We start from the raw sequence: 24,366 nt of genomic DNA, 5'->3' as shown, positions 1-24,366 counted from the left end.
GCAAGACAGGAATTGAACATGGCTCATGTACCGCAAGTAAAAATCCCCGCCACCTACATCCGTGGCGGCACCAGCAAGGGCGTGTTCTTCCGCCTGCAAGACCTGCCCGAGCAGGCGCAAATCCCCGGCCCGGCCCGCGATGCCCTGCTGCTGCGGGTAATCGGCAGCCCCGACCCCTACGGCAAGCAGATCGACGGTATGGGCGGCGCCACTTCGAGCACCAGCAAGACCGTGATCCTGTCGCAAAGCATCAAGCCCGAACACGATGTCGACTATCTGTTCGGCCAGGTCAGTATCGACAAGGCCTTCGTCGACTGGAGCGGCAACTGCGGCAATCTTTCCGCCGCGGTCGGGTCGTTCGCCATCAGTAGCGGCCTGGTCGACCCCGCGCGCATCCCGCGTAACGGCATCGCCACCGTGCGCATCTGGCAGGCCAATATCGGCAAGACCATCATCGCCCATGTGCCGATCACCGAAGGTGAAGTGCAGGAAACCGGCGACTTCGAACTGGACGGAGTGACCTTCCCGGCCGCCGAGGTGCAGCTGGAGTTTCTCGACCCGGCTGCCGACGACGATGGCGACGGCGGGGCGATGTTCCCCACCGGCAACCTGGTGGATGAGCTCGAGGTGCCGGGTGTCGGTACGTTCAAGGCGACCCTGATCAATGCCGGCATCCCGACCATCTTCGTCAACGCGGCGGATATCGGCTACACCGGCACCGAACTGCAGGACGCCATCAACGGCGACCCGCAGGCGCTGCTGCGCTTCGAGACGATTCGCGCCTATGGCGCTGTGCGCATGGGGCTGATCGACAACGTCGACCAGGCTGCCGGGCGTCAGCACACGCCCAAAGTGGCTTTCGTCGCGCCACCGAGCACCTACACTGCGTCCAGTGGCAAAGCGGTGCAGGCGGGTGATATCGACCTGCTGGTACGGGCCTTGTCGATGGGCAAGCTGCACCATGCGATGATGGGTACGGCCGCGGTGGCCATCGGCACCGCGGCAGCCATTCCGGGCACGCTGGTCAACCTCGCCGCAGGCGGGGGCGAGCGCAGTGCCGTGCGTTTCGGCCACCCCTCGGGCACCCTGCGGGTGGGGGCCGAGGCGCGCCAGGTGAATGGTGAGTGGACAGTGACCAAGGCAATCATGAGCCGCAGTGCTCGCGTGCTGATGGAAGGCTGGGTTCGCGTGCCTGGCGATAGCTTCTAACGCACCACTGGCGCTCGGCTTTAGTTCGTTGGGGCCGCTTTGCGCCCCTTCGCGGGCTTGCCCGCTCCCACAGGTAATCGCAGGTTCCGAAGGCTGTGGTGCACCTGTGGGAGCGGGCAAGCCCGCGAAGGGCTGCAACGCAGCCCCGGCAATTCTGAAGGGAGCTGCATATGAGCGCCAACGTAGACCTCAACGCCCGCCCGGACTACGACCGGGTGCTGCAAACCCTCGCCGATTACGCCCTCACGTACCGGGTCGAATCCGCCGAAGCCCTGGACACCGCGCGCAACTGCCTGATGGATACCCTCGGCTGTGGCCTGCTGGCCTTGCGCTTCCCCGAATGCACCAAGCTGCTCGGCCCCCAGGTGGAAGGCACCGTCGTGCCCAACGGCGCGCGCGTCCCCGGCACCGCCTACCGCCTCGACCCGGTCAAGGCCGCCTGGGACATCGGCTGCACGGTGCGCTGGCTGGACTACAACGATACCTGGCTGGCCGCCGAATGGGCCCACCCCTCGGACAACCTCGGCGGCATCCTGGCGGTTGCCGATCACCTGTCGCAAAAGCGCGTGGCCGCAGGTGAAGCGCCGCTGCTGATGCACGATGTGCTCGAAGCCATGGTCATGGCCCATGAGGTCCAGGGCGTGCTGGCCCTGGAAAACGCCTTCAACCGTGTTGGCCTCGATCACGTGATACTGGTCAAGGTAGCCTCCACGGCCGTGTGTGCCAGGCTGATGGGGGCCAACCGTGAGCAGATGCTGTCAGCCTTGTCCCACGCCTTCGTCGATGGCCAGGCGCTACGAACCTACCGCCATGCGCCCAATGCCGGCTCGCGCAAATCGTGGGCCGCCGGTGATGCTTCCAGCCGTGGCGTGCGCCTGGCCGATATTGCCCTGCGTGGCGAAATGGGCGTGCCAGGCGTGCTCACCGCGCCACAGTGGGGGTTCTACGATGTGCTGTTCAGCCACACCAACAAGGACCTGGCACTCAAACCTTCCGAGCAGCAAGCGCTGCGGGTGCCGCAAGACTTGGGTAGCTACGTGATGGAAAACGTGCTGTTCAAGGTCAGTTTCCCGGCCGAGTTCCACGCCCAGACCGCCTGCGAGGCCGCAGTAACCCTGCATCCACTGGTGCGTAACCGACTGCACGAAATCGACCGTATCGTTATCACCACACAGGAATCGGCAATCCGCATCATTTCCAAGAGCGGCCCGCTGGCCAATGCCGCCGACCGTGACCACTGCCTGCAGTACATGGTGGCGGTGCCGCTGATTTTCGGGCACCTGGTGGCCGAGCACTACGAAGACGCCTTCCATGCCAACCACCCAAGCATCGACCGCCTGCGCGAGAAGATGGAGGTGGTAGAGGAACCGCGCTTCAGTCGTGAGTACCTGGAGCCGGACAAGCGCTCAATCGCCAATGCGCTGCAGGTGTTCTTCAAGGATGGCAGCAGTACCGAGCAGGTGGTGGTGGAATACCCGATCGGGCATCGTCGGCGGCGAGGAGAGGGCATACCGTTGCTGGAGGCCAAGTTCAGGGACAACCTGGCGACGCGCTTTGCGCGGCAGCGGTGTGGGGAGATCGTGGATGTGTGCAAGGACCAGCAGAAGCTGGAGCAGATGGCGGTGCACAGGTTTGTCGACCTGTTCGTGATCTGAGGTTGCCTGTGCTGGCCTCTTCGCGGCTAAAGCCGCTCCCACAAGGTTTTGCGCAGCCCTCGAAAACTGTGGGGGCCATGTGGGAGCGGCTTTAGCCGCGAAGAGGCCAGCACAGGTGGAAACAAGAAAGCCCCGGCATTTCTGCCGGGGCTTTCCTTTACATCCTATAACTCAGCTTACGCCTGAACCACCGGGATCTTGGCGTTGGCTGCCGCTTCGCGGAACTCGGCGATCTGGTCGAAGCTCAGGTAGCGGTAAACGTCGGCAGCCATGCTGTCGATGTCCTTCGCGTACTGCATGTACTCTTCGATGGTCGGCAGCTTGCCGATGATCGACGCGACAGCAGCCAGCTCGGCCGATGCCAGGTACACGTTGGTGGCGTCGCCCAGACGGTTCGGGAAGTTACGGGTCGAAGTGGAGACCACGGTCGAACCGGTCTGCACACGTGCCTGGTTACCCATGCACAGCGAGCAGCCTGGCATTTCCATGCGCGCGCCGGCCTTGCCGTAGATGCCGTAGTAGCCTTCTTCGGTCAGCTGGTGAGCGTCCATCTTGGTTGGCGGAGCCAGCCACAGACGGGTCGGGATACCGCCCTTGACCTTGTCCAGCAGCTTGCCGGCAGCGCGGAAGTGGCCGATGTTGGTCATGCACGAACCGATGAACACTTCGTCGATCTTCTCGCCTTGTACCGAAGACAGCAGGCGGGCATCGTCCGGGTCGTTCGGTGCGCAGAGCACAGGCTCTTTCACGTCGGCCAGGTCGATCTCGATGATTTCGGCGTATTCGGCATCGGCGTCGGCCGACAGCAGCTCAGGCTTGGCCAGCCAGGCTTCCATGGCCTGGGCGCGGCGCTCCAGGGTGCGGGCATCGCCGTAGCCTTCGCCGATCATCCAGCGCAGCAGGGTGATGTTGGACTGCAGGTACTCGGCGATGGCCTTCTCTGGCAGCTTGATGGTGCAACCGGCAGCGGAACGCTCGGCCGAGGCGTCGGACAGCTCGAAGGCTTGCTCGACGGTCAGCTCGTTCAGGCCTTCGATCTCGAGGATGCGGCCGGAGAAGATGTTCTTCTTGCCCTTCTTCTCGACGGTCAGCAGGCCCTTCTGGATGGCGTAGTAAGGGATGGCGTGGACCAGGTCACGCAGGGTGATGCCTGGCTGCAGTTTGCCCTTGAAGCGCACCAGCACGGATTCCGGCATGTCCAGCGGCATGACGCCGGTGGCAGCGGCAAAGGCCACCAGGCCGGAGCCGGCCGGGAACGAGATGCCGATCGGGAAGCGGGTGTGCGAGTCACCACCGGTACCCACGGTGTCCGGCATCAGCATGCGGTTCAGCCAGCTGTGGATGATGCCGTCGCCCGGGCGCAGCGACACGCCGCCACGGGTGCGGATGAAGTCTGGCAGGGTGTGGTGGGTGGTGACGTCGATCGGCTTCGGATAGGCCGCGGTGTGGCAGAACGACTGCATCACCAGGTCAGCCGAGAAGCCCAGGCACGCCAGGTCTTTCAGCTCGTCGCGGGTCATCGGGCCAGTGGTGTCCTGGGAACCGACGGTGGTCATCTTCGGCTCGCAGTAGGCACCTGGGCGCACGCCTTGGCCTTCCGGCAGGCCGCAGGCACGGCCGACCATTTTCTGCGCCAGGGTGAAGCCCTTGCCCGAATCGGCAGGTTGCTCCGGCTTCTTGAACAGGTCGGAGGCACCCAGGCCCAGTTCGGCGCGGGCCTTTTCGGTCAGGCCACGGCCGACGATCAGCGGAATACGGCCGCCAGCGCGGACTTCATCCAGCAGCACTTCGGTTTTCAGCTCGAAGTTGGTGACCAGCTCGTCGCTACCGTGACGGCGCACTTCGCCCTTGAACGGGTAGACGTCGATGACGTCGCCCATGGCCAGGTTGGTGCAGTCGAATTCGATCGGCAGGGCGCCGGCGTCTTCCATGGTGTTGTAGAAGATCGGGGCGATCTTGGTGCCGAAGCAGAAGCCACCGGCGCGCTTGTTCGGTACGTACGGGATGTCGTCGCCGAAGAACCACAGCACCGAGTTGGTGGCGGATTTGCGCGAGGAGCCGGTACCGACCACGTCACCGACGTAGGCAACCGGGTAACCCTTGGCCTTGACGGCTTCGATCTGGGCCAGTGGGCCGACCGAACCAGGCTGCGACGGCTCGATGCCGTCACGGGCCATTTTCAGCATGGCCAGGGCGTGCAGCGGGATGTCAGGGCGCGACCAGGCGTCCGGGGCAGGGGACAGGTCGTCGGTGTTGGTTTCGCCAGGCACCTTGAACACGGTCAGGGTGTACTTGTCGGCGATGGCCGGACGCGAGGTGAACCACTCGCCGGCAGCCCACGATTCCAGCACGGCCTTGGCGTGAGCGTTGCCGGCCTTGGCCTTTTCGGCCACGTCATGGAAGGCATCGAACATCAGCAGGGTGTGCTTGAGCTGTTCGGCCGCGACGGCGCCCAGTTCGGCGTCATCCAGCAGTGCGACCAGCGTTTCGATGTTGTAGCCGCCCTGCATGGTGCCCAGCAGTTCGGTGGCGTGCTTGCGGTCGATCAGAGGCGACTTGGCTTCGCCCTTGGCGACGGCGGAGAGGAACGCGGCCTTGACGTAGGCAGCTTCGTCGACCCCTGGCGGTACACGGTGGGTGATCAGGTCTACGAGGAAGGCTTCTTCGCCGGCCGGCGGGTTTTTCAGCAGCTCGACCAGGCCTGCAGTTTGTTCGGCGTTCAGCGGCTGGGGCACGATGCCCAGGGCGGCACGCTCTTCGATGTGTTTGCGGTAGGCTTCAAGCACAGTTATTTCCCTCATCAGTGGTCCCTAAAGGGGGTCCGGGACGCTCATCCAGCATTCGATGCACCCATGCGCTGCCACGGCTTTGTGGGCCGCCCAGCCAGAGTCGCAAAGAATCCTTACAGAAGCTGCTTTCAAAGTTTTACGCCAGCAGAACGGGGAGCTGATGAGGGCTGGCACGGGCATGCGAGGGATGCATGGCCCGGGCCAACGCCGTTCTACCGGATGAACTGTGCTCGTGACGCTTTGAAAACAGCTTCCAACGGACATTGTTGCCTTTGAAAAGGCCGGGTGATTCTACGGCAAAAAAAGCCCGAAGGTAAGGCGGCGATGACGACTTTAACGAGTGACCCTGGTTAGACAAAGGGCTAACATGGGCTCGTGTTCCACCGCCAAGCTGTTGTTTTTCATGTCCAACAAGTCCATCAAGACCCCTTGCGTCGGCCTGTGCTCCACGGTGTACGGAGACACGGTGTGCCGTGGCTGCAAGCGTTTCCACCACGAAGTGATCAACTGGAACGGCTACGACGATGCGCAGAAGCGCGCGGTGTGGCTGCGTCTGGAGCAGTTGCTGGTGCAGGTGATGATGGCCAAGCTGGAGGTGTTCGACAAAGGCCTGTTGCGCCAGCAACTGGAGCAGCGTTCCATCCGCTTTGTCGAGCAGCAGTCCGAATATTGCTGGGCGTACCAGCTGATTGCCCGCGGGGCCCGGATGATTCGCGACCTGGAGGCTTACGGCATGGTGCTGCTGCCGGAGTTCCGCGACTGGGAGCTGCCGCAGCTGCGTGATGCCATCGATCGCGAATTTTTCCTCTTGTCCGAAGCGCATTACCAGCGTTACATCGCGCCGGCCTTCCTGCACAAGGCCTTGGGTGAGTAGCTTCCCTCTGCCTTGCGAAGGCCCGGGTTCATAGCGTAGAGGCTCTTTGAACTGACGGAGAGCGTCAGCATGAGCGAATACCTATTTAACTCCCGAGAAACGTTCCTGGCCCGCTGCTGGTGGCAAGCTTCGGCGCAGCGCATCGAGCCGCAGGCATGGGCCGATCAGAAACACCGGCTGTCCGCGATGTGGGTAGAAACCGGTAGCCGGGGCAATCGAGGCCACTGGGATCACTATCTGCAGAGCGAGGAAAACGGCGTGCTGGAAAAACGCCTCGACCCGGTCGATTACCTTTCACCGAGCCAGCGCTACTTCGAACTGTTCTGGTTCGGTGCCTATACCAAGGGCAGTGCAGGGCCGGGCAAGCGCCTGTATTACGAGATCCGGCCTGCTGACCGGAAATGGAACATTGCCCGCTGGGCACTGGATTCGAACGCTTGGTCGGGCTATGTGGGGATCTGGGAAACCGATGAAGCGCAAGGCGCCCTGCGCAAGCCCGCTTCCGCCCGGTTATGGACGATCGATGGCCTGGCGCCGGAAATGCAGGAAGGTGAGCGCCGCTTCAACGTGCTGTTGTCTACGCCAAATGGTGAAAACCTACGGCGTTACGCAAGTGAAGGCGCGCTGTTTTTCAATACCTACAAAGGTGACGCCGGGCGCGTCGCGATGGAAATCCTGAGCATTCCCCACCAGTACGGTGAGGTCTGAGCGTTGCCGCCGGCCCCTGCGATGAGCGCGTAGGGCCGGCATTCACGATGCTTCAGTCGCCGGTATATTCACAGCCGCTGGTGCAGGTTTCATGAATGCGCACCTTGGACAGTTCAGGCATCAGCGGCTTTACCTGGTCCCAGATCCATTTGGCGATGACTTCGCTGGTAGGGTTCTCAAGCCCCGGGATGTCGTTCAGGTAGTTGTGGTCCAGCTGCTCGTAGATCGGCTTGAAGATCGCCTTGACCTCGGCGAAATCGCGGATCCAGCCGGTGTGCGGGTCGAGCGGGCCGGTCAGGTGCAGGCCGACCTTGAACGAGTGGCCGTGCAGGCGGCCGCATTTGTGCCCGGCAGGCACGTGTGGCAGGCGGTGGGCCGATTCGAATGTGAACTCTTTAAAAATTTCCACGCTGGCATGACTCTGTGTGAATCGATAATGCGCGCAGTCTACCAGCATGGCCGCTACAAGGCTTGCAGGCGTTCATGCAACCGCCCGGTGGCAATCAGCTCCAGCAACTCGTCGCCCAGCCGCTGGCTTTCGGCAATGGCCTTGTACCAGTAGCGTCTACGGCTTGGTGCATCACCCATGAAACGCTTGAAGTCGTTGCGATCGGGCAGCTTGCCGTAAGGCAGTGCCGCCAGGTACTGCGGCGAGGGCGTCATCAGCAGCACGTTCTGCAGGCGTGTGGCATCGCCCCTGCGCCAGGGCAGGGCCTTGTCGAACCAGCCGGGCACGACCCTGTCGGTAAAATGCGGGTACAGCACCAGGTCGTCGCCGCGGTAGGGCAGGTCGAGGTGGTAGTCGAGCAGACCGCCGTCGCGGTAGGTGCCTGCACCTGCACCGGGGATATCTTTCACACCTTCCATGACCATAGGGATGGAACCGGAGGCGAGCAGGGCATGGCGCAGGTTGGCCAGGTCCAGCGGCAGGCAGCGCGAGGGGAAGTCGGTCAGTGCATCGAGCGGCGGCGTGGCGCGGCCGTCGTGCAGGATGATGCGCTCGAAGTGCCGACCCAGGCGCGAACGGCCGAGCAGGTTGCTGGCGATTACCGAACCCAGGCCGAGGCCCAGGCGGCCACGATGGTCGTGGGCGAGCTGGCCATGGCTTTTCACCACCAGGATGTTCAGGCGATAGTGCGGATTGGCCAGCAGCTGGCCGTCGCGGCCTTGCAGCAGTTCATCGAGCATGTGCTGGCAGCTGCGGCTGATTTCGGCCGGGGTGACGCCCTTGGCGAAATCCTGTTCGGTGTACAGTTCGCCAAGGCGACGGATGCCTGCGACGGGGTCTTCGAGGCAGGCACTGGCGAAGCGCCAGGCGCCGATCGAGGCGCCGATCAACGCGCGTTGGCGAGGTGCCGACGGCAGCCACTCACCGAACAGCGCCAGGTCCAGGCCCTGAATGCCCAGCGGCTTGGGTCCGCCCGCCGCACCCGGCAGCACACCGACATCGGCCGCCTGCAGGCCGCGCTCGCGGATCTGCCGCAGGGCACGTTGACCAGCCTTGAAAGTGAGGGCGGGGTGCTTGATGTGAATGGCGCTCATGGCGGGTCTCTTGGCGGCTGGCGGTCATTATAAGGCTTCATGCGGATACCCTGTGAGCGCAGGTCCCCCGCGAAGCATGCAGCGTGGTGTATGGCACCGGCTGCGCCGGTGTTCGCGGGCAAGCCCGCTCCCACAGGGACCGGGCAGGATTCAGCGATGGCGAGACAGCGGCCTGACCTGCGCTATCATGCCGCCAGTTGTTTTCAGGTTGAATTAAGGACCGGTGGTTAATCTTAACCCCGTAGACAACTTGCACAGTTCTCAGGAGAGAAGAACGATGAAACACATGACTGCCCTGTTCACCGTAGCCGCTGCCCTTGCCCTGGGCGCCCATTCCGCCATCGCCAAGGACGTGCAGCCCGACGAAGTGGTCAAGCTGGTCAATGCCAAGACCGTCAAGTCGCTGGACGAACTCAAGGCCGCCGCCGTGGCCAAGCACCCCGGCGCCACCGTCACCGACTCGGAACTTGAAGACGAGTACGGCCGTTATATCTACAAGGTCGAGCTGCGTGACGCGCAGAACGTCGAATGGGACGTGGCGCTGGACGCCAAGACCGGTGAAGTGCTGAAGGACGAGCGGGACAACTGATGACCCACCTACTGCGGCCGGCGCGCTACCTCGCGCTGGCGCTGCTGGCCGTGTGTTCCCTGGCCGTTGCCCGCGACCTGGACCAGGACGAAGCCCTGGAGCTACGCCAGAAGGGCATCATCCTGCCGCTCGAGCATCTGCTGGAAACCGCCCTGGGGCGTCACCCCGGGGCGCGCCTGCTGGAGGCCGAGCTGGAAGAAGACGACGGTCGCTACGAATACGAAGTCGAGTTGCTGACGGCTGAAGGCGTGGTGCGCGAAATCAAGCTCGACGCCAGCAACGGTACCCTGCTCAAAGACGAGGAAGACGACTGAATGCGCCTGTTGCTTGTCGAGGACAATGTGCCGCTGGCCGATGAACTGACCGCCGGCCTGCAGCGCCAGGGCTACGCCGTGGACTGGCTGGCCGATGGCCGCGACGCGGTGTACCAGGGCCAGAGTGAACCCTATGACCTGATCATCCTGGACCTTGGCCTGCCAGGCCTGCCGGGCCTGGAGGTGCTGGCCCAGTGGCGTGCCGCCGGCCTGGCCACGCCGGTGCTGATCCTTACCGCTCGTGGCTCGTGGGCCGAGCGTATCGAAGGGTTGAAGGCCGGGGCCGATGACTATTTGAGCAAACCCTTCCATCCCGAAGAACTGCAGTTGCGCATCCAGGCGTTGTTGCGCCGTGCCCGTGGCCTGGCCAACCAGCCGACGCTGGAAGCGGCCGGCCTGCAACTGGACGAAAGCCGCCAGTGCGTGAACCGTGACGGCGTGGATATCCAGCTGACCGCCGCCGAGTTCCGCCTGCTGCGCTACTTCATGCTGCATCCGCAGCAGATCCTGTCCAAGAGCCACTTGGCCGAGCACCTCTACGACGGTGAAACCGAGCGCGACTCCAATGTGCTGGAAGTGCACGTCAACCACTTGCGGCGCAAGCTGGGCCGCAGCGTCATCGAGACCCGCCGCGGGCAAGGCTACATCTACGCCGGGAGCGCCGCATGAAGTCGATCCAGGCGCGCTTGAGCCTGGGCCTGGTGGCGGTGCTGGTGGTGGCAGGCCTGGTGCTGGCACAGCTGACCTTGTGGCTGTTCGAGGTCGGCCTGCAGCGCTATCTGGAAAACGGCTTGCGCAAGGAAAGCGAAAACCTGCTGGTGGCCTTGGTGCGCGGGCCTTCGGGCCTGCAGCTGGATGAGCGGCGTATCTCGGCCGCCTACCAGCGGCCGTTTTCCGGCTATTACTTCCGCATCGACTTCGATAAAGGCACCTGGCGTTCCCGTTCCCTGTGGGATCTGGACATGCCCAAGCCCGCCGCGCCTGGTCTTTCCGACAGCCACGAACTCGGCCCGGAAGGCCAGCAACTGCTGGCCCTGCGTGCCGACTACCGGCGCCTGGGCCAGGAAATCTCGATCAGCGTGGCACAGGATTATTCGCCGGTACGCGAAGGTTTCCGGCGCCTGCAGCAGATCGGTCTGGGCATGGGCCTGGTGGCACTGATTCTGGTGCTGGTGCTGCAGCGCATCACCGTGACCCGCTCACTGCGACCTCTGGAGCGGGCACGCCAGCAGATCGCCCAGCTGCAACAGGGCCAGCGCTCGCAGCTGGATGCCGAAGTGCCCAGCGAACTGGCGCCGCTGGTGGGGCAGATCAACCACTTGCTGAGTCATACCGAAGACAGCTTGCGCCGCTCGCGCAATGCCTTGGGCAACCTGGGCCATGCGCTGAAGACGCCGCTGGCGGTGTTGCTGAGCCTGGCCTCCAGTGAGCGCCTGAAGGACCTGCCGGATGTTCGCGCGCAGATGCGCGAGCAGCTGGAGCAGATTCAGCAGCGCCTGGCGCGTGAGCTGAACCGTGCGCGCCTGGCGGGGGATGCGCTGCCAGGCGCGCAGTTCGACTGCGACGTCGAGCTGCCGGGGTTGCTGGGGACATTGGGCATGATCCATGGCGATGGCCTGCTGCTGGCCAGTGATGTGCCACCCGGGCTGCTGCTGCCGTGGGACCGCGAGGATTTCCTGGAGCTGCTCGGCAACCTGCTGGACAACGCCTGCAAGTGGGCCGACAGCGAGGTGCGGCTGGGTATTGCGCCGTATGACGAAGGCTACCAGGTGTGGGTCGATGATGATGGCCCCGGTATCCCCGAGGGCCAGCGGCAACAGGTGCTGGAACGCGGTTCGCGGCTGGACGAGCAGGTTGACGGGCATGGCCTGGGCTTGGGCATCGTGCGCGATATCGTCGAGGCCTGGGGCGGGCGCCTGGCATTGCAGGAAAGCCCCTTGGGTGGGTTGCGGGTAAGCATCGACTTGCCGCGCAAGGCTCGATAACGCCGGGGCTGCGCAGCAGCCCCAGATCAGTACTGCAAAAAAATTGCAGCACAGCCACATTTTTTTGAATTAGCCCAATCCCACCCCACCCGGCAAAATCCCCTCCACGAAACCCTGCGGTTTCCATCTCTCCACGGACGGAGCCCCTTGTGATATTGCACTCGCAATACGAGGCCCAGGCCACCTCGGCTGGGCTTTCTTTTTAATCAAAAAACCAAAGATCCCGATTACTTACATGTCTGCCTCGCGTTCCGAAAGTCGTCTGCAGCGGCTGTTGCCGGCGCCCCTGAATATTCCCCCAAAAGAATGGTTGCGTGCCGGTATCGGCGCGTTGCTCGGCCTGTTCCTTGCCGGCTGGTTGACCAGCATGGTCTATGGCCCAAGCATTGCCTTGCACCTGCTCGGCCCGCTTGCGGCTTCGGCCGTGCTGGTGTTCGCCGTGCACTCCGGCCCGTTGGCCCAGCCTTGGCCGGTGTTGGGCAGCTACGCCCTGGCCGGCGCGGTCGGCCTGGCCATGCGCCAGGGCTTTGGCCCGGAGCTGTGGGTGGCCGCTGCCGCCCTCGGTATCTCGATCCTGGTGATGTGCCTGCTGCGCTGCCTGCACCCGCCAGGTGGCGGGGTGGCGGTGAGCGCGGTGCTGGCCGACCCGGGGCTGACCGCCATGGGCGACCACCTGCTGGAGCCGGTGCTGCTCAACGCGCTGATCCTGGTGACGGTGGCGATCCTCTACAACCGCCTCACCGGCGTGCGCTACCCGAAAGGCGCGGTAGTGCGCAAGGACCTGCACCACACCCATGATCCGCTGCCCAGCGAGCGGGTCGGCATCCGTGGGGAAGACCTGGACCAGGCTCTGGAGGAGCTGGGCGAGTTCGTCGACGTCACCCGTGACGAACTGGAACGCATCATCCTGGCCACCGAGCAACACGCCTTGCAGCGCAGCCTCGGCGGTATCACCGCGGCCTCGGTCATGTCCCGCGACGTGCAGTTCGCCACACCCGATACCACCCTGGAGCAGGCCTGGAAGATGCTGGCCAGCCACCACCTGAAAACCCTGCCGGTGCTGCAGCAGGGCAAGCTGGTGGGCATCGTCAGCCTCAGCGACCTGGTCGGCCCGGCCATGCAGCGTGGCCGCTTCAGTTGGCGCGGGTTGTTCGGCCGCAAGGCGGTGCGCATGGAGCAGGTGATGAGCCGCCGGGTAATCAGCGTCAGCAGCCAGCACCCGCTGGAGCGCCTGCTGCCCTTGCTGTGTGAACAGGGCCTGCATTGCCTGCCGGTGCTCGATGCCGACCAGTTGGTAGGGGTGATCACCCAGACCGACCTGATCGCCGGCCTCAAGCGCCAGTTGCTCAGCAAGGCCGAGGCTTCAGATAATCGGGTCCCAGCGTTGTGACCAGTCGCTGGCGCCGGCGGCCACCAGCCGACGCAGGATGGCAAAGGCCTGTTGCAGGGCCTCGCTGTCGCGTTTGCGCGGGTATACCAGGAAGGTCGGGTAGGTGAACTCAGGCGCCTGTGGTACCCGCTCGAACACACCGCTGTCCAGATAAGCTTGCACCACCCGCGTGCGGAAGTAGCCACTGCCACCCTGGTCGAGTATGAACTGCAAGGCCAGCGGGCCCAGGTTGAAGCTCAGCGCCGGGCGCGCGCAATCGGGCAGGGCGGCATCGTGCTGGCGACGGAAGGCCTCGCCCCAGTCGATATAGATATACGGGTCTGGCCGCTCGACCCGGCGCACACGGATCAGCTTTTCCTCCATCAACTGCTCCACCTGCAGGCCCGGGCCGTAGGTTGGCTGGTAGACCAGGGCGGCATCCAGCAGGCCCATCTCGACCTTGCGCAGCAGCGCTTCGCCGTCGCTCACCTCGCTGCGGATGGCATGGCTGGGCAGCTCGCGGTGCAGGGCACTGACCCAGTCGAGCATCATCGGGTTGCCCAGGCTCACCTCACCGCCCACATGCAGCACTTGCTGGCAGCCTTCGGGCAGCGGCAGGTCGCGGCGCGCCGCTTCCCAGGTTTGCACCATCTGGTTGGCGTAACTGACGAATGCCTCGCCGTCGCTGGTCAGGCTGGCGCCATTGCGGCTGCGCACGAACAGCTGGCAGCCCAGTTGCTGCTCCAGGCGCTGCACCCGTGCGGTGATCGCCGTCTGTGACACGTACAGGCGTTCGGCAGCGGCGACCAGGCTGCCGCAACGCACGATTTCCAGGAAGGTACGGGCCTGATCGATATCCATGAGCTGCTCGGTGGCTTGGGGGGGTGGCCTATTCTAGAGACTTTGCACCGTTGTGGGGCGTTTTCGCGTTGTCTGCAAATTTGCAGGTCGGTTGTGACTTTAGTCCCATGGCGGCGCGGGTGTAGCGGTCCATACTCAATTTTCGCCCTTCAATAACAACAAGTACCGGGTTTCTTTCGATATGAGCTACCAGCACAGCTATGCCCATTCCATTTCCGACCCTGCCGCGTTCTGGGCGGAACAGGCCGCACACCTGGCCTGGCACCGCAAGCCCGCCCTCACGCTGCAAGACAATGCCGACGGCACCCACCGCTGGTTTGCCGATGGCCGCCTGAACAGCTGCTACCTGGCCCTGGATCAGCAGATCGAGCAGGGCCGTGGCGAGCAACTGGCGCTGATCTATGACTCGCCGGTGACCGGCGTGCAGCAGGCCTACACCTACCACCAGCTGCGTGACGAGGTGGCGCGCCTGGCCGGCTTGCTGCGCCAGTTGGGGGTAAACAAGGGCGATGGGGTGATCATCTACATGCCCATGGTGCCGCAGGCGGCCATGGCCATGCTGGCCTGCGCACGAATTGGCGCGGTGCACTCCGTGGTGTTCGGGGGTTTTGCCGCCAACGAGCTGGCCCTGCGTATCGACGATGCCCGGCCGACGCTGCTGCTGACGGCCTCGTGCGGGCTGGAGTTCGACCGGGTAATCGAATACAAGCCGCTGGTCGACCGTGCCCTGCAACTGGCCCGGCATCAGCCGCGTAACGTGCTGGTGCTGCAGCGGCCGCAGGTGTGTGCCCGGTTGCAGCCTGGCCGCGATCTGGACTGGCAGGCAGCATTGGCCAACGCCGAACCGGTGCCACCGGTGGAGCTGAATGCGGGCGATCCGCTGTACATCATGTACACCTCGGGTACTACCGGCAAACCCAAGGGCATCGTGCGGGAGAACGGCGGCAACGCCGTGGCGCTGTGCTATGCCATGCGCCATATCTACGGCATGCAGGCCGGCGATGTATGGTGGGGCATTTCCGACGTCGGCTGGGTGGTCGGCCATTCGCTGATCGTCTATGGGCCGCTGATGAGCGGCTGCACCACGGTGTTCTACGAAGGCAAGCCGATCCGCACCCCGGACGCATCGGCCTACTGGCGGGTGGTGGAGCAATACAAGGTCAACGCGCTGTTCTGCGCGCCCACTGCCATGCGCGCCATTCGCAAGGAAGACCCCGAGGGTGAACTGATTCGCAAGCACGACCTGAGCTCGCTGCGCCAGTTGTTCCTGGCTGGCGAGAAACTGGATTCCAGCACTCACGAATGGCTGGAGCGGGTCAGTGGCAAGCCGGTGCATGACCATTGGTGGCAGACCGAGACCGGCTGGCCAGTCACCGCGCCATGTGTGGGGCTGGAAGGCAGCGCGGCGAAGCCGGGGTCGAGCAACCGGGCGGTGCCGGGCTACCACGTGCGCGTGCTGGATGAAGAGGGCCATCTGCTGGGGCCGAACCACCAGGGCTCTATCGTCATCGCGCTGCCATTGCCGCCTGGCTGCAGCCAGACGCTGTGGGGGGACCACGAGCGCTACCTGCAGGCTTACCTGCATACCTACCCGGGGTATTACCACACCGGCGATGGTGGCTACCTCGACGAGGACGGCTTCGTCTACATCATGGGTCGCACTGATGACGTGATCAACGTGTCCGGGCACCGGCTGTCCACCGGCGAGATGGAGGACCTGGTGGCGCGTCATCCGGCGGTGGCCGAGTGTGCGGTGATTGGCGTGCACGACGAGATCAAGGGGCAGGTGCCGTTGGCCCTGGTAGTGCTCAAGGACGGCGAGGGCATTGCCGAGGCTCAGTTGCTGGTGGAGCTGGTGGGCAGCGTGCGTGAGGAGATTGGTCCGTTGGCCTGCTTCAACCGGGTGCGCTTGGTCAAGCGCTTGCCCAAGACCCGCTCGGGGAAGATTCTGCGGGCGGTGCTGCGCAAGATTGCCGATGGGCAGGACTATGTGCCGCCTTCGACCCTGGACGACCCTGCGGTGCTGGGGGAGATCGAGGCGGTGCTGGCGGATCTGCCCAGGGCGGGTTGAAGTTTTGACTTTGCTGGCCTCTTCGCGGGTAAACCCGCTCCCACAGGAATGTCATAGGCCTTGAGAATTGTGCAATACCTGTGGGAGCGGGTTTACCCGCGAAGAGGCCGGTTCAACCAATGCAGCTGTCGGGCCCTACCTGATGCAGCTGCCCCAACCGGCTGCGCGTACGCATCAGGTCGGCAAGCGGCCCGCCCAGGCTTTCTTCCAGCGGCCGCTTGCCAATCACCAGCACCTGCCGATCCTGGTCATAAAGCACATCCACCAGGTTGACGAAGCGCTGCTGCGCGGCCAGCGAACATGCCGACAAGTCATCCAGCCCATCGATGATCCATTCATCGTATTGCCCGGCCAGCACCAGGTAGTCGATCACTGCCGTGGCCTTTTCGCACAGGTCGTCAAAGCCCAGCAGCACCCGCCGGCCATCCACGGCCAGTGCGCGCAGCGGGCGCTTGTTCACTTCCAGCATCACCGGCTGCGGCTTGGGCACATTCAGCGCCTGGCGCTGCGCTGCATTGCCCGGCCAGACGTAGTGGCCCCGGGTAAAGCGCTGATGCTCACGGTTGGCCGGCAAGCTGCGGAAATCGGTGTCGCCACCCACTTCCAGCACTTCCATCGAGCTGTTGATCAGGCGAATCACCGGCAGAAAGCGCTCGTGGTACAGCGGGTTGGGCAGCAGCCCTTCGGGCGCATAGTTGGAGGTCACCAGCAAGAACACACCACGGGCGAACAGCGCGTTGAACAGGCGGGTGAGCAACATGGCATCGCCAATGTCGTGCACATGGAATTCGTCGAAGCACAGCACCCGGCAATCGCCCAGCAGCTCGTCGAGTGCCGAGCCCAATGCGTTGTCCAGCGCCCGGTGGCGGTGCATGCCCTGATGCAGGCGGGCAAAGAAGTCATGGAAGTGCAGGCGCTGCTTGGCCTGCACCGGCACGGCCTGGAAAAAGCCGTCGAGCAGCCAGCTCTTGCCGCGGCCTACCGGGCCGTACAGGTACAGGCTGCGCGGCTGACCTCGTTCGAGCTGCACCAGTTGTTCGGCCATGCAGTGGATTACCCGGCGTTGGCCGTCGCTAAGCTGGTAGCCGCGGCTGTGTGCCTTGTCCTCGAACCAGCCGAGCAGTTCGCTCTGGTTGGTGGCGGCGCCGCGCAGGCGTTGGCCAAGCTGGCGTAGCGGGGTTGGGATCCAGGCAGGCAAAAGCAAAGCTCCTTGGGCGATGGCGGGGTAGCGTGCAGCTTGCCCGAGGGCGGCCATTTTGACTAATACAGAAACTGCGCGGCATTGATCGCCTGACGAGATAGGTTTGCCATGCAGGCGTACAGTAAAGGCTGGAACCAGAGTGAGGAGGGGCGAGCATGCACGCCGACTTTGATCTGCAGCGCTTCGTCGAGGCGCAGAACCCGGTGTATGACCAGGTGATGGAGGAGCTGCAGGCCGGGCGCAAGCGCAGTCACTGGATGTGGTACGTATTCCCGCAGCTCGATGGCCTGGGCCACAGCGCCATGGCCGAACGCTATGCGCTGGCCGGCGTCGACGAGGCCCGCGCCTACCTGGCTCATCCGCTGCTTGGCCCGCGCCTGCAAGCCTGCGTGACGGCTCTGCTGCGGCACAGTGACAAGAGCGCCCGTGAAGTGCTTGGCAGCCCCGACCACCTCAAGCTGCGCTCGTGCCTGACCCTGTTCGCCCGGGCCGCGCCCGACAACCCGTTGTTCCAGCTGGCGCTGGTGCAGTTCTATGACGGTGAGCCGGACGCCCTGACCCTGACCAGGCTGGAGGGCTAGCTCAGGCCTTGCGCTCCAGTTGGCGTTCGATCATGTACTTCACTGCCAGCCGGCGTTCTTTAAGGTGGCGCAGGTCTTCATCCTCGAAGTTGCCCGCCGAGATAGACTCGGCGGCCAGCACCTGGTTGTCGATGTCCATGTACTCGTCCAGCAGCCGGTCCAGGGCCTTGTCCTGCTGACGGCGTTGCTGGACGATTTCGCGCGGGTAGTGCAAGTCCTGGTAAAGATCGTGGGAGACAGGCATGGGGTCCTCCTTGGTCAATGCAGATGGCTCATCTGATTGGAAGGAATGAATGCGATTGTGTTGAAGCCAAGCGGGCAGAAAACGACGGATGGTCATCGCGCAAACAGCGAAAATGACTAACTCGCTGTTTTTTGGTAATTTTTTTTCATCAGGGGGTTCACAGAACGAAAGTTTGTTGTTAAAGTGCCGCGCATTCCAAGACAACAACCCGGTTGTCACTCAGTTGGAATTGTCAGAGCAGCTTACGCTGCATCCGATACAGGGGCGTCGCCAAGCGGTAAGGCAGCAGGTTTTGATCCTGCCATGCGTTGGTTCGAATCCAGCCGCCCCTGCCATTTTCATGTTTCAAACGTATCTCGGTCCGGTGCTTGGAAAGACAAGCGCTGGGCTTTGTCGTTTCCGCGTGTTTTGCCTGGGCTCTGTTCGGTCACCTGGCAGTTCCAAGCATCTCGTTCAGCAAGCGGGCCAGTTCGTCGGCCTGTACCGGCTTCTGGATCACCAGGCTGCCTGGCAACTCCAGCCCCTGCAACTCCGCATACCCGGTGAGAAGTACCACCGGCAGCTGCGGATAGCGTTCGCGTGCCGCCAGTGCCAGTTGCGCACCGTTGAACTCGGGCATGGCGAAATCGCTCAGTAGCAGGTCGATCTGCCCATCCAGCAAGGCCAGGGCCTGTTCGCCACTGTGCGCCTGGCGCACCTGGTAGCCGTACTGGCGCAACACATCTCCGAGCATGTCGCGTACCAGATGGTCATCATCCACCAGCAGCACGGTGCGGTTATGGCCGCATTCGCTTACCGAGTGGCTGAGCAGTGACGGCGTCGGTTCGCTCAAGGCTTCACCCTTGACTGCCGGTAGATACACGGCCACCTGCGTGCCACGCCCCAGCGTGGTATCGATGCGCACGCCACCCCCGGACTGTTTGGCAAAGCCGAACACCTGGGCCAGGCCCAGGCCCGAGCCCTTGCCGATATCCTTGGTGGTGAAGAACGGCTCGAACACTTTGGCCAGCACTTCTTCACTCATGCCGCAGCCGGTATCGCGGATGCTCAACATCACGTACTCGCCAGGGTCCGGGTCTTCCGGGCGCTGCGGGTGGGCGTCGATCCGGGTGTTGCGGGTCGACAGCGTCAGTTGGCCACCGTCGGGCATGGCATCGCGGGCGTTGATCGCCAGGTTGAGAATGATCATTTCGGTCTGCGTCGGGTCGGTCAGCGCCTGCCACAGGGTTGGTTCCAGGTCCAGGCGCACCGAGACATTGCCGCCCAAGGTGCGGCGCAACAACTCCTCCAGGCCGGCCAGGGTGCGGTTGAGGTTCAGCGCCACCGGCTCCAGGCGCTGGCGGCGGGAGAAAGCCAGCAACTGCGAGGTCAGCTTGGCACCGCGTTCGCCCGCTTCGCGAATGTGCTTGAGCCGCGCACGGGCCTTTTCCAGGTCGGCTTTGGTCAGGTCGCGCTCGAGGAAGCTGGCGCCAGTGAGAATTACCGTCAGCAGGTTGTTGAAATCGTGAGCCACACCGGCGGTCAGCTGGCCGACTGCCTCCAGCCGCTGCATCTGCTGCAGCGCGGCCTCGATACGTTCGCGTTCGGCGATCTGCTCGCGCAGGCGGGCGTTGGCTTCGGCCAGTCCCAGGGCGGCCTCGCGCTCGCTGGTGATGTCGCGCGCCACCACGTACAGCAGGGTGTCTTCCGGTACCACCACCCACGACAACCAGCGCTGCTGGCCACCTGCATCCAGGATGCGCCCGACAAAGCGGGCACTGGTGCGGCCATGGGCGAGCGTCGCCAGTTCGGTGAGCAGCAGTTCCTGGTCGGGCTCGGGCAGCAGGTACAGCAAGGACGACTGGCTCAGACGTTCGCGGGACAAGCCCAGGCTGGCTTCCCAGGCGGGGTTCAGCGCGACCGGGGTCAGGTCCTTGTTGAGCACGGCCAGCAAGTCTTGCGACAGCTCCCATGCACGGTCGCGCTCGCGGGTGCGGCGCTCGACCCTTTCCCCCAGCATCTCGTTGAGCTGGCGCAGCGCCTGGGTAGCCAGGCGTTGGGTGTGGATGTCCTGCAACACCCCGGAAAAGCGCACGCACTTGTCGTTGACGAACTGGCTCTGGCCGCTGCTGAGCAACCAGCGCGGTTCCAGGCCAGCGGGTTGGGCGATGCGGAATTCGACCCGGTAATGGCCGCCACTTTCCGGGCACATGGCGTGTTCCACGGCTTCACGCACCTGCGCCAGGTCGTCGGGGTAGATGCCGGCGTAAAACACCTCAAGGGTCATTTCGGTACTGGCGGGCAAGCCGAACAGGGTCTTGCAGCGGTCATCCCACAACAACAGGCCTTCTTGCGGACGCATGTCCCAGGTGCCCATGCCGGCGGCGTCGATGGCGATGCGCGCACGTGCCTCGACATCGGCCAGTGCCTCTTCCGCGCGGCGCCGGCGCTGGCGCTCCTGCACTTCGGTCAGGGCCCGGCGCACGGCCTTGGGCAGCAGCGGCAGGTTCTTCTTCAACACATAGTCGGTGGCGCCCAGGCGGATCATTTCCACCGCATGTTCTTCGCCATAGATGCCAGACAGGAAGATGAACGGAATGTCCGGAGCCAGGCGCTGGGCGATGGCCAGCACTTCGCTGCCGGACGAGCCCGGCAGCACGCAGTCGCACAGGATCAGGTCGTACGGCGCTTCGCGCAGGGCGTGTTCGACACCGGTATGGTCGAATACCAGGTGTGCCTGTACATGCAGCCCGCTGCGCTCCAGGCGCATCAGGGTCAACTCGGCGTCCATCGAGTTGTCTTCGACCATCAGCAGTTTCAGTGGTGTTGGCTGCATCGTCGTGGTCACCTCAGAGGCTGCCACGCCGGTTCAGGCGCAGCGAGCCGGGTGGCGGCTCGTTGAGTACCGCCCAGAACACCCCCAGGTCGGAAATGGCGGCGACGAATTCCTTGAACTCCACCGGTTTGACCACGTACGCGTTCACCCCTAGCTCGTAGGCGCGCAGCAGGTCAGGCTCCTCGCGCGAGGAGGTCAGCATCACCGTCGGGATGCTGCGTAGCTCGGCGGTGGCGCGCACTTCCTTCAACACCTCCAGGCCGTCGACTTTTGGCAGTTTCAGGTCCAGCAGCAGCACCGCGGGGTTGCCATCGTCACGTTCGGCATAGGCATTGCGTCGTAGCAGGTAGTCAAGTGCCTCGGCACCGTCACGCAGCACGATGACCTCGTTGGCCAACTGGCTGCGTTCCAGCGCCAGGAGCGTCAGCTCCAGGTCCCGTGGGTTGTCTTCGACCAGCAGGATGGGTTTGAGCATGATGGTGCGGTGCCTCAGGTGGTTGCGGGGTGGCGCGGGAGGGTGAAGTGGAAGGTCGCGCCCTGGCCAACCTTGCCATGGGCCCAGACCCGGCCGTCGTGCCGTTCGATAATGCGACGCACGCTGGCCAGGCCAATCCCGGTGCCTTCGAAGTCTTCCATGCGGTGCAGGCGCTGGAACACGCCGAACAGTTTGTTGGCGTAGGCCATGTCGAAGCCCACGCCGTTGTCACGAATGCAGATCTCGGTTTCGCCCGGGTGTTGCACGGCGCTGATGCCGATGCGCGCCGGGGTGCGCCCACGTGTGTACTTGATGGCGTTGGCCAGCAGGTTGTGCAAGGCCATGTTGATGAACGCCGGGTCACCGATCACCTTGGGCAACTGGGCGATGTCCCAGACAATTTCGCGGTTCTGGTAATCGGGCGCGAGTTCGCTGCGAATGGCCTCGACCAGGGTGTTGAGGTCGACCTCGGACAGGCGCAGGGCCGAGCGGCCCATTTGCGAGAAGTTGAGCAGGTTGTCGACCAGGCTTCCGGCAAAATGCGCGGCTTCCTCGATGTGTTGCAGAAAACGCCTGCCACGTTCGTTGAGGTTCTGGCCCTCGATTTCGCCGAGCAGCTCGGAGTAGCCGGCAATATGGCGCAGAGGCGCGCGCAGGTCATGGGACACGCTGTAGGAAAACGCTTCGAGTTCCTTGTTCGAGCGGCGCAACTCGCTGGCCAGTTGCGCCAGTTCCTCGGCCTTGCGCAGGACAATGCCGAGCACAGCCGTGCGCAGCTCCTGAACGCCCTCGATGACCAGCGGGTGCCAGGGTTCGCAGTAGCCGCGCAAATTTTCCTGCCAGCGTTCGAAACTGTGGCGCGGGTCCAGGTTACCCTGCGGCCCGACCTGTTTGTTCGGCTGCCCGGCCCAGTTTACCGTGCGCACCTGCTCGGGGCGGAACCACAGCAGGTAGTGCGAGTGGATCTGTGAAATGGCCACTGCCAGGACGCCGCCGGCATGGGCTGCGAGCTCAGGCAGTTCATCGATGTCGCGGCGCAGGTTGTCGCTGTGGAACACACTCTCTTCGCCACGTTGCGATAGCCAGTGCACCAGGGCGGTTACCTGCGCGGCCGGTGGGGTCTTGCCGATCAGGTCGCAACGTTCGGCGGATATGACCGCGGCACCTTGGGCACCGGCGAAAGCCAGCAGTACTTCGGGCAAGTCGCGCAGGCCGTCACCGACACTGTCATGATCGGCCATGGACGAAATCATGCGCACGATGTGTTGGCGCAGCTCCAGCAACTGGCGCGTGTTGGCATGGGACTCGCGCGACTCGATCTGCAGCGACAACACACTGGCCAGCAGTTCGCAGGCGGTGCGGGTGCGCAGGTCCACCGGTCGCGGCTGCTCATGGTGACAGGACACCAGCCCCCACAACTGCCCGTCGACCATGATCGACAGCGACATCGATGCCAAGGTGCCCATGTTGCGCATGTATTGCAGATGCACTGGCGACACGCTGCGCAGTGCGGCAAAGCTCAGGTCCAGGGGCTTGCCGGTGCGCGGGTTGACAGCGGGCAGCAGCGGCGAGGCCTGGTAATTGGCATCCTCGATCACGCGGATGCGGTTGATTCGGTACAGCTCGCGCGCCTGGCTGGGTATGTCCGAAGCGGGGAAACACAGGCCCAGGTAGCTCGGGTAACCCGGGTCGGCCACTTCGGCCAGCACCTGGCCGTTACCCTCGGCGTCGAAGCGGTAGGCCTTGACCCGACCAAAGCCGGTGATGCGCTTGAGTTGCAGCACTGTTTGCTGCAGCAGTTCTTCAAGGCTACCGGCCTGGTGCAGACGGCCGACGAAGCTGCGCACCAGCGGGTAGTAGTCGCCTTGCCCGGCAAGGTCTGCCGGCAGGCGAGGGGGTTCGAACTCGGCGATCAGCACCTGGTCGTGACGGTGGACCAGCAAGTGCAGGTTGCCACGGTAAGGTGCGTCCTGGCGCAGGTGCACATCGCTGATGTGGAATGGAAAGACCTCGTCCTGCGGCAGGCGTGCCAGGTGCAGGCGCAGGTCGAAGCCACCGCTTACCAGTTCGGCGAAGTCACAACCGGCCAGTTCAGCGGCCGGTATGCCCAGCCAGTGCTCGATATTTTCACTGGCCTGGAGTACCTGCATGTCGGTTTCGTCCAGCACCAGAAGGAAACCGTGGGGCTGGATGCTGCCAGGCTGCCGGATGGGCTCCTGGGCGCAGCGCTCGAGGGCTTGGGTGAGCGTGCTGTCTGCAATCATCTATGAAAACGCTCCTGTCGTGTTCGTCCATGCATGCCGCATGAGTCTAGGCAGGATGAAGGGAATACACCCTAACAGAATATCGGCCTGGTTACCGGCCTATGGCCATTTGAGAGGAATGCTGGCGATGCGTTCTGTTCCAGGTAGTTTTTTTTACGTGGTAGCGCTTTTCGGCTAATACAAAAAAATGGTTGCATGCCAGCACTGTGACACCATCTCGCTGCTACGCTCAGACCAGCAGACATCGACAAGGAAAAGCAAGGTGACGGAGCGCTTCCTGGCAGCCCTGTTGGGCCTTATGTTGAGCAGCAGTGCCGTGGCGGCAGATTTCCTGGTAGAGGTACGGGTGCTGGTGCAGCGCGGCTGCATGCTGGTCAACCAGCCCCGCGATGCGGGTGCGCAGGCACTGGGGCGGATCGACCTGGGCGTTGCTGCGCGCCTGGATGGCCCTGGCGCACCGCTCAGCGGCGTGTTGCCGAGCCAGCACCCGCCACGCCTGGAGTGCAATCCCGACACCCCGTACCAGGTCCGAGTCGACGGGGGGCAGCATGGTGGCGTCGGCGAGTTGCGCTTTCTGGCCAGCGATGATGACGCGGCCCGGCCCATCCCGTATCGCCTGTACCGTGACCCCGCCTGGCGCGAACCTCTGGTAGTGAATGGGGTGCATGCGGCGCGGGTGCCGGACAGCGGCTCGGTCGAGCTGCCGCTGTATGCACGGATCGACAAGCTGGCCTGGGTACCGCACGCAGGCAGGTATGCCGACCTGCTCAAAGTAACCGTCACCTGGTAGGGATGCCGCCATGCCCAAGGACGCGACGCC

At 63.9% G+C, this 24,366-nt stretch carries 21 protein-coding genes and 1 tRNA gene; 13 read left to right on the top strand and 9 right to left on the bottom strand.

The window, feature by feature from the left end; genetic code table 11:
- Positions 1-18: 18 nt before the first annotated feature.
- Positions 19-1,209: a 2-methylaconitate cis-trans isomerase PrpF gene (prpF, locus tag CAF70_RS10405; RefSeq protein ID WP_085624668.1), complete on the top strand. Its 1,191-nt coding sequence runs from the start codon at positions 19-21 to the stop codon at positions 1,207-1,209.
- A gap of 170 nt (positions 1,210-1,379) precedes the next feature.
- Positions 1,380-2,864: a 2-methylcitrate dehydratase gene (prpD, locus tag CAF70_RS10400; protein ID WP_085624666.1), complete on the top strand. Its 1,485-nt coding sequence runs from the start codon at positions 1,380-1,382 to the stop codon at positions 2,862-2,864.
- A gap of 176 nt (positions 2,865-3,040) precedes the next feature.
- Here the strand turns inward: prpD and acnB are convergent, their stop codons facing one another.
- Complete coding sequence (gene acnB, locus CAF70_RS10395) at positions 3,041-5,650, bottom strand: bifunctional aconitate hydratase 2/2-methylisocitrate dehydratase (protein WP_085624664.1); 2,610 nt, start codon at positions 5,648-5,650, stop codon at positions 3,041-3,043.
- Between the two features lie 406 nt (positions 5,651-6,056).
- On the opposite strand from acnB, the gene CAF70_RS10390 reads away from it, so the two are divergent.
- Positions 6,057-6,527: a DUF1289 domain-containing protein gene (locus CAF70_RS10390; protein WP_178076370.1), complete on the top strand. Its 471-nt coding sequence runs from the start codon at positions 6,057-6,059 to the stop codon at positions 6,525-6,527.
- Positions 6,528-6,596: 69 nt separating this feature from the next.
- Entirely contained in the window at positions 6,597-7,235 is a 639-nt protein-coding gene (locus tag CAF70_RS10385) for a hypothetical protein (RefSeq protein WP_085624660.1), read from the top strand.
- 52 nt (positions 7,236-7,287) lie between these two features.
- Here CAF70_RS10385 and queD read toward each other — a convergent pair whose 3' ends face one another.
- Positions 7,288-7,644: a 6-carboxytetrahydropterin synthase QueD gene (gene queD, locus CAF70_RS10380; RefSeq protein WP_051097763.1), complete on the bottom strand. Its 357-nt coding sequence runs from the start codon at positions 7,642-7,644 to the stop codon at positions 7,288-7,290.
- 53 nt (positions 7,645-7,697) lie between these two features.
- On the bottom strand, positions 7,698-8,777 hold the full coding sequence (locus tag CAF70_RS10375; protein ID WP_085624658.1) for a patatin-like phospholipase family protein: 1,080 nt from the start codon (positions 8,775-8,777) through the stop codon (positions 7,698-7,700).
- Between the two features lie 277 nt (positions 8,778-9,054).
- On the opposite strand from CAF70_RS10375, the gene CAF70_RS10365 reads away from it, so the two are divergent.
- The 5 genes from CAF70_RS10365 to CAF70_RS10345 all read left to right on the top strand — a co-directional run bounded on the left by CAF70_RS10365 (position 9,055) and on the right by CAF70_RS10345 (position 13,055).
- Positions 9,055-9,366 carry a PepSY domain-containing protein gene (locus tag CAF70_RS10365; protein WP_085624654.1) on the top strand — a complete coding sequence of 104 codons (312 nt, stop codon included), beginning with the start codon at positions 9,055-9,057 and terminating at the stop codon, positions 9,364-9,366.
- Positions 9,366-9,680: a PepSY domain-containing protein gene (locus CAF70_RS10360; protein WP_085624652.1), complete on the top strand. Its 315-nt coding sequence runs from the start codon at positions 9,366-9,368 to the stop codon at positions 9,678-9,680. Before CAF70_RS10365 ends, CAF70_RS10360 begins: the two co-directional genes overlap by 1 nt.
- Positions 9,681-10,349, top strand: coding sequence for a response regulator transcription factor (locus CAF70_RS10355; protein WP_085624650.1), 669 nt, complete (start codon positions 9,681-9,683; stop codon positions 10,347-10,349).
- Positions 10,346-11,665, top strand: a complete 1,320-nt coding sequence (locus CAF70_RS10350; protein ID WP_085624648.1) for a sensor histidine kinase — start codon at positions 10,346-10,348, stop codon at positions 11,663-11,665. Before CAF70_RS10355 ends, CAF70_RS10350 begins: the two co-directional genes overlap by 4 nt.
- Before the next feature lie 235 nt (positions 11,666-11,900).
- Positions 11,901-13,055: an HPP family protein gene (locus tag CAF70_RS10345; protein WP_085624646.1), complete on the top strand. Its 1,155-nt coding sequence runs from the start codon at positions 11,901-11,903 to the stop codon at positions 13,053-13,055.
- On the opposite strand, the gene CAF70_RS10340 is transcribed toward CAF70_RS10345, so the two are convergent.
- Entirely contained in the window at positions 13,029-13,895 is an 867-nt protein-coding gene (locus CAF70_RS10340) for a LysR family transcriptional regulator (RefSeq protein ID WP_085624644.1), read from the bottom strand. The genes CAF70_RS10345 and CAF70_RS10340 overlap by 27 nt on opposite strands.
- 181 nt (positions 13,896-14,076) lie before the next feature.
- Between CAF70_RS10340 and CAF70_RS10335 the strand changes: the two genes are divergently transcribed.
- Positions 14,077-15,966 carry a propionyl-CoA synthetase gene (locus CAF70_RS10335; RefSeq protein ID WP_085624642.1) on the top strand — a complete coding sequence of 630 codons (1,890 nt, stop codon included), beginning with the start codon at positions 14,077-14,079 and terminating at the stop codon, positions 15,964-15,966.
- Between the two features lie 112 nt (positions 15,967-16,078).
- Here the strand turns inward: CAF70_RS10335 and zapE are convergent, their stop codons facing one another.
- Positions 16,079-17,164 (bottom strand): cell division protein ZapE, encoded by a 1,086-nt coding sequence (gene zapE, locus CAF70_RS10330; RefSeq protein ID WP_085624640.1) that lies wholly within the window; start codon positions 17,162-17,164, stop codon positions 16,079-16,081.
- A 158-nt stretch (positions 17,165-17,322) separates the two neighbouring features.
- On the opposite strand from zapE, the gene CAF70_RS10325 reads away from it, so the two are divergent.
- Entirely contained in the window at positions 17,323-17,748 is a 426-nt protein-coding gene (locus tag CAF70_RS10325; RefSeq protein WP_085624638.1) for a DUF1810 domain-containing protein, read from the top strand.
- 1 nt (position 17,749) lies between these two features.
- On the opposite strand, the gene CAF70_RS10320 is transcribed toward CAF70_RS10325, so the two are convergent.
- Positions 17,750-17,992, bottom strand: a complete 243-nt coding sequence (locus tag CAF70_RS10320; RefSeq protein WP_085624636.1) for a hypothetical protein — start codon at positions 17,990-17,992, stop codon at positions 17,750-17,752.
- A gap of 260 nt (positions 17,993-18,252) precedes the next feature.
- Between CAF70_RS10320 and CAF70_RS10315 the strand changes: the two genes are divergently transcribed.
- A tRNA-Gln gene (locus CAF70_RS10315) sits at positions 18,253-18,327 on the top strand.
- A gap of 92 nt (positions 18,328-18,419) precedes the next feature.
- Here CAF70_RS10315 and CAF70_RS10310 read toward each other — a convergent pair.
- The 3 genes from CAF70_RS10310 to CAF70_RS10300 are packed head-to-tail and all read right to left on the bottom strand — an operon-like array spanning position 18,420 to position 23,546.
- Positions 18,420-20,807, bottom strand: a complete 2,388-nt coding sequence (locus CAF70_RS10310; protein WP_085624634.1) for a response regulator — start codon at positions 20,805-20,807, stop codon at positions 18,420-18,422.
- A gap of 13 nt (positions 20,808-20,820) precedes the next feature.
- Complete coding sequence (locus CAF70_RS10305) at positions 20,821-21,282, bottom strand: response regulator (RefSeq protein WP_085624632.1); 462 nt, start codon at positions 21,280-21,282, stop codon at positions 20,821-20,823.
- A 14-nt stretch (positions 21,283-21,296) separates the two neighbouring features.
- Positions 21,297-23,546, bottom strand: a complete 2,250-nt coding sequence (locus CAF70_RS10300; protein WP_085624630.1) for an ATP-binding protein — start codon at positions 23,544-23,546, stop codon at positions 21,297-21,299.
- 262 nt (positions 23,547-23,808) lie between these two features.
- Here CAF70_RS10300 and CAF70_RS10295 point away from each other — a divergent pair, with 262 nt between their 5' ends.
- Entirely contained in the window at positions 23,809-24,336 is a 528-nt protein-coding gene (locus tag CAF70_RS10295) for a spore coat U domain-containing protein (RefSeq protein WP_085624628.1), read from the top strand.
- Positions 24,337-24,366: the final 30 nt, after the last annotated feature.

The organism is Pseudomonas sp. B19(2017) (assembly GCF_002113165.1).
Taxonomy (GTDB): Bacteria; Pseudomonadota; Gammaproteobacteria; order Pseudomonadales; family Pseudomonadaceae; genus Aquipseudomonas.
This window is presented reverse-complemented; position numbering and strand designations above follow the sequence as displayed.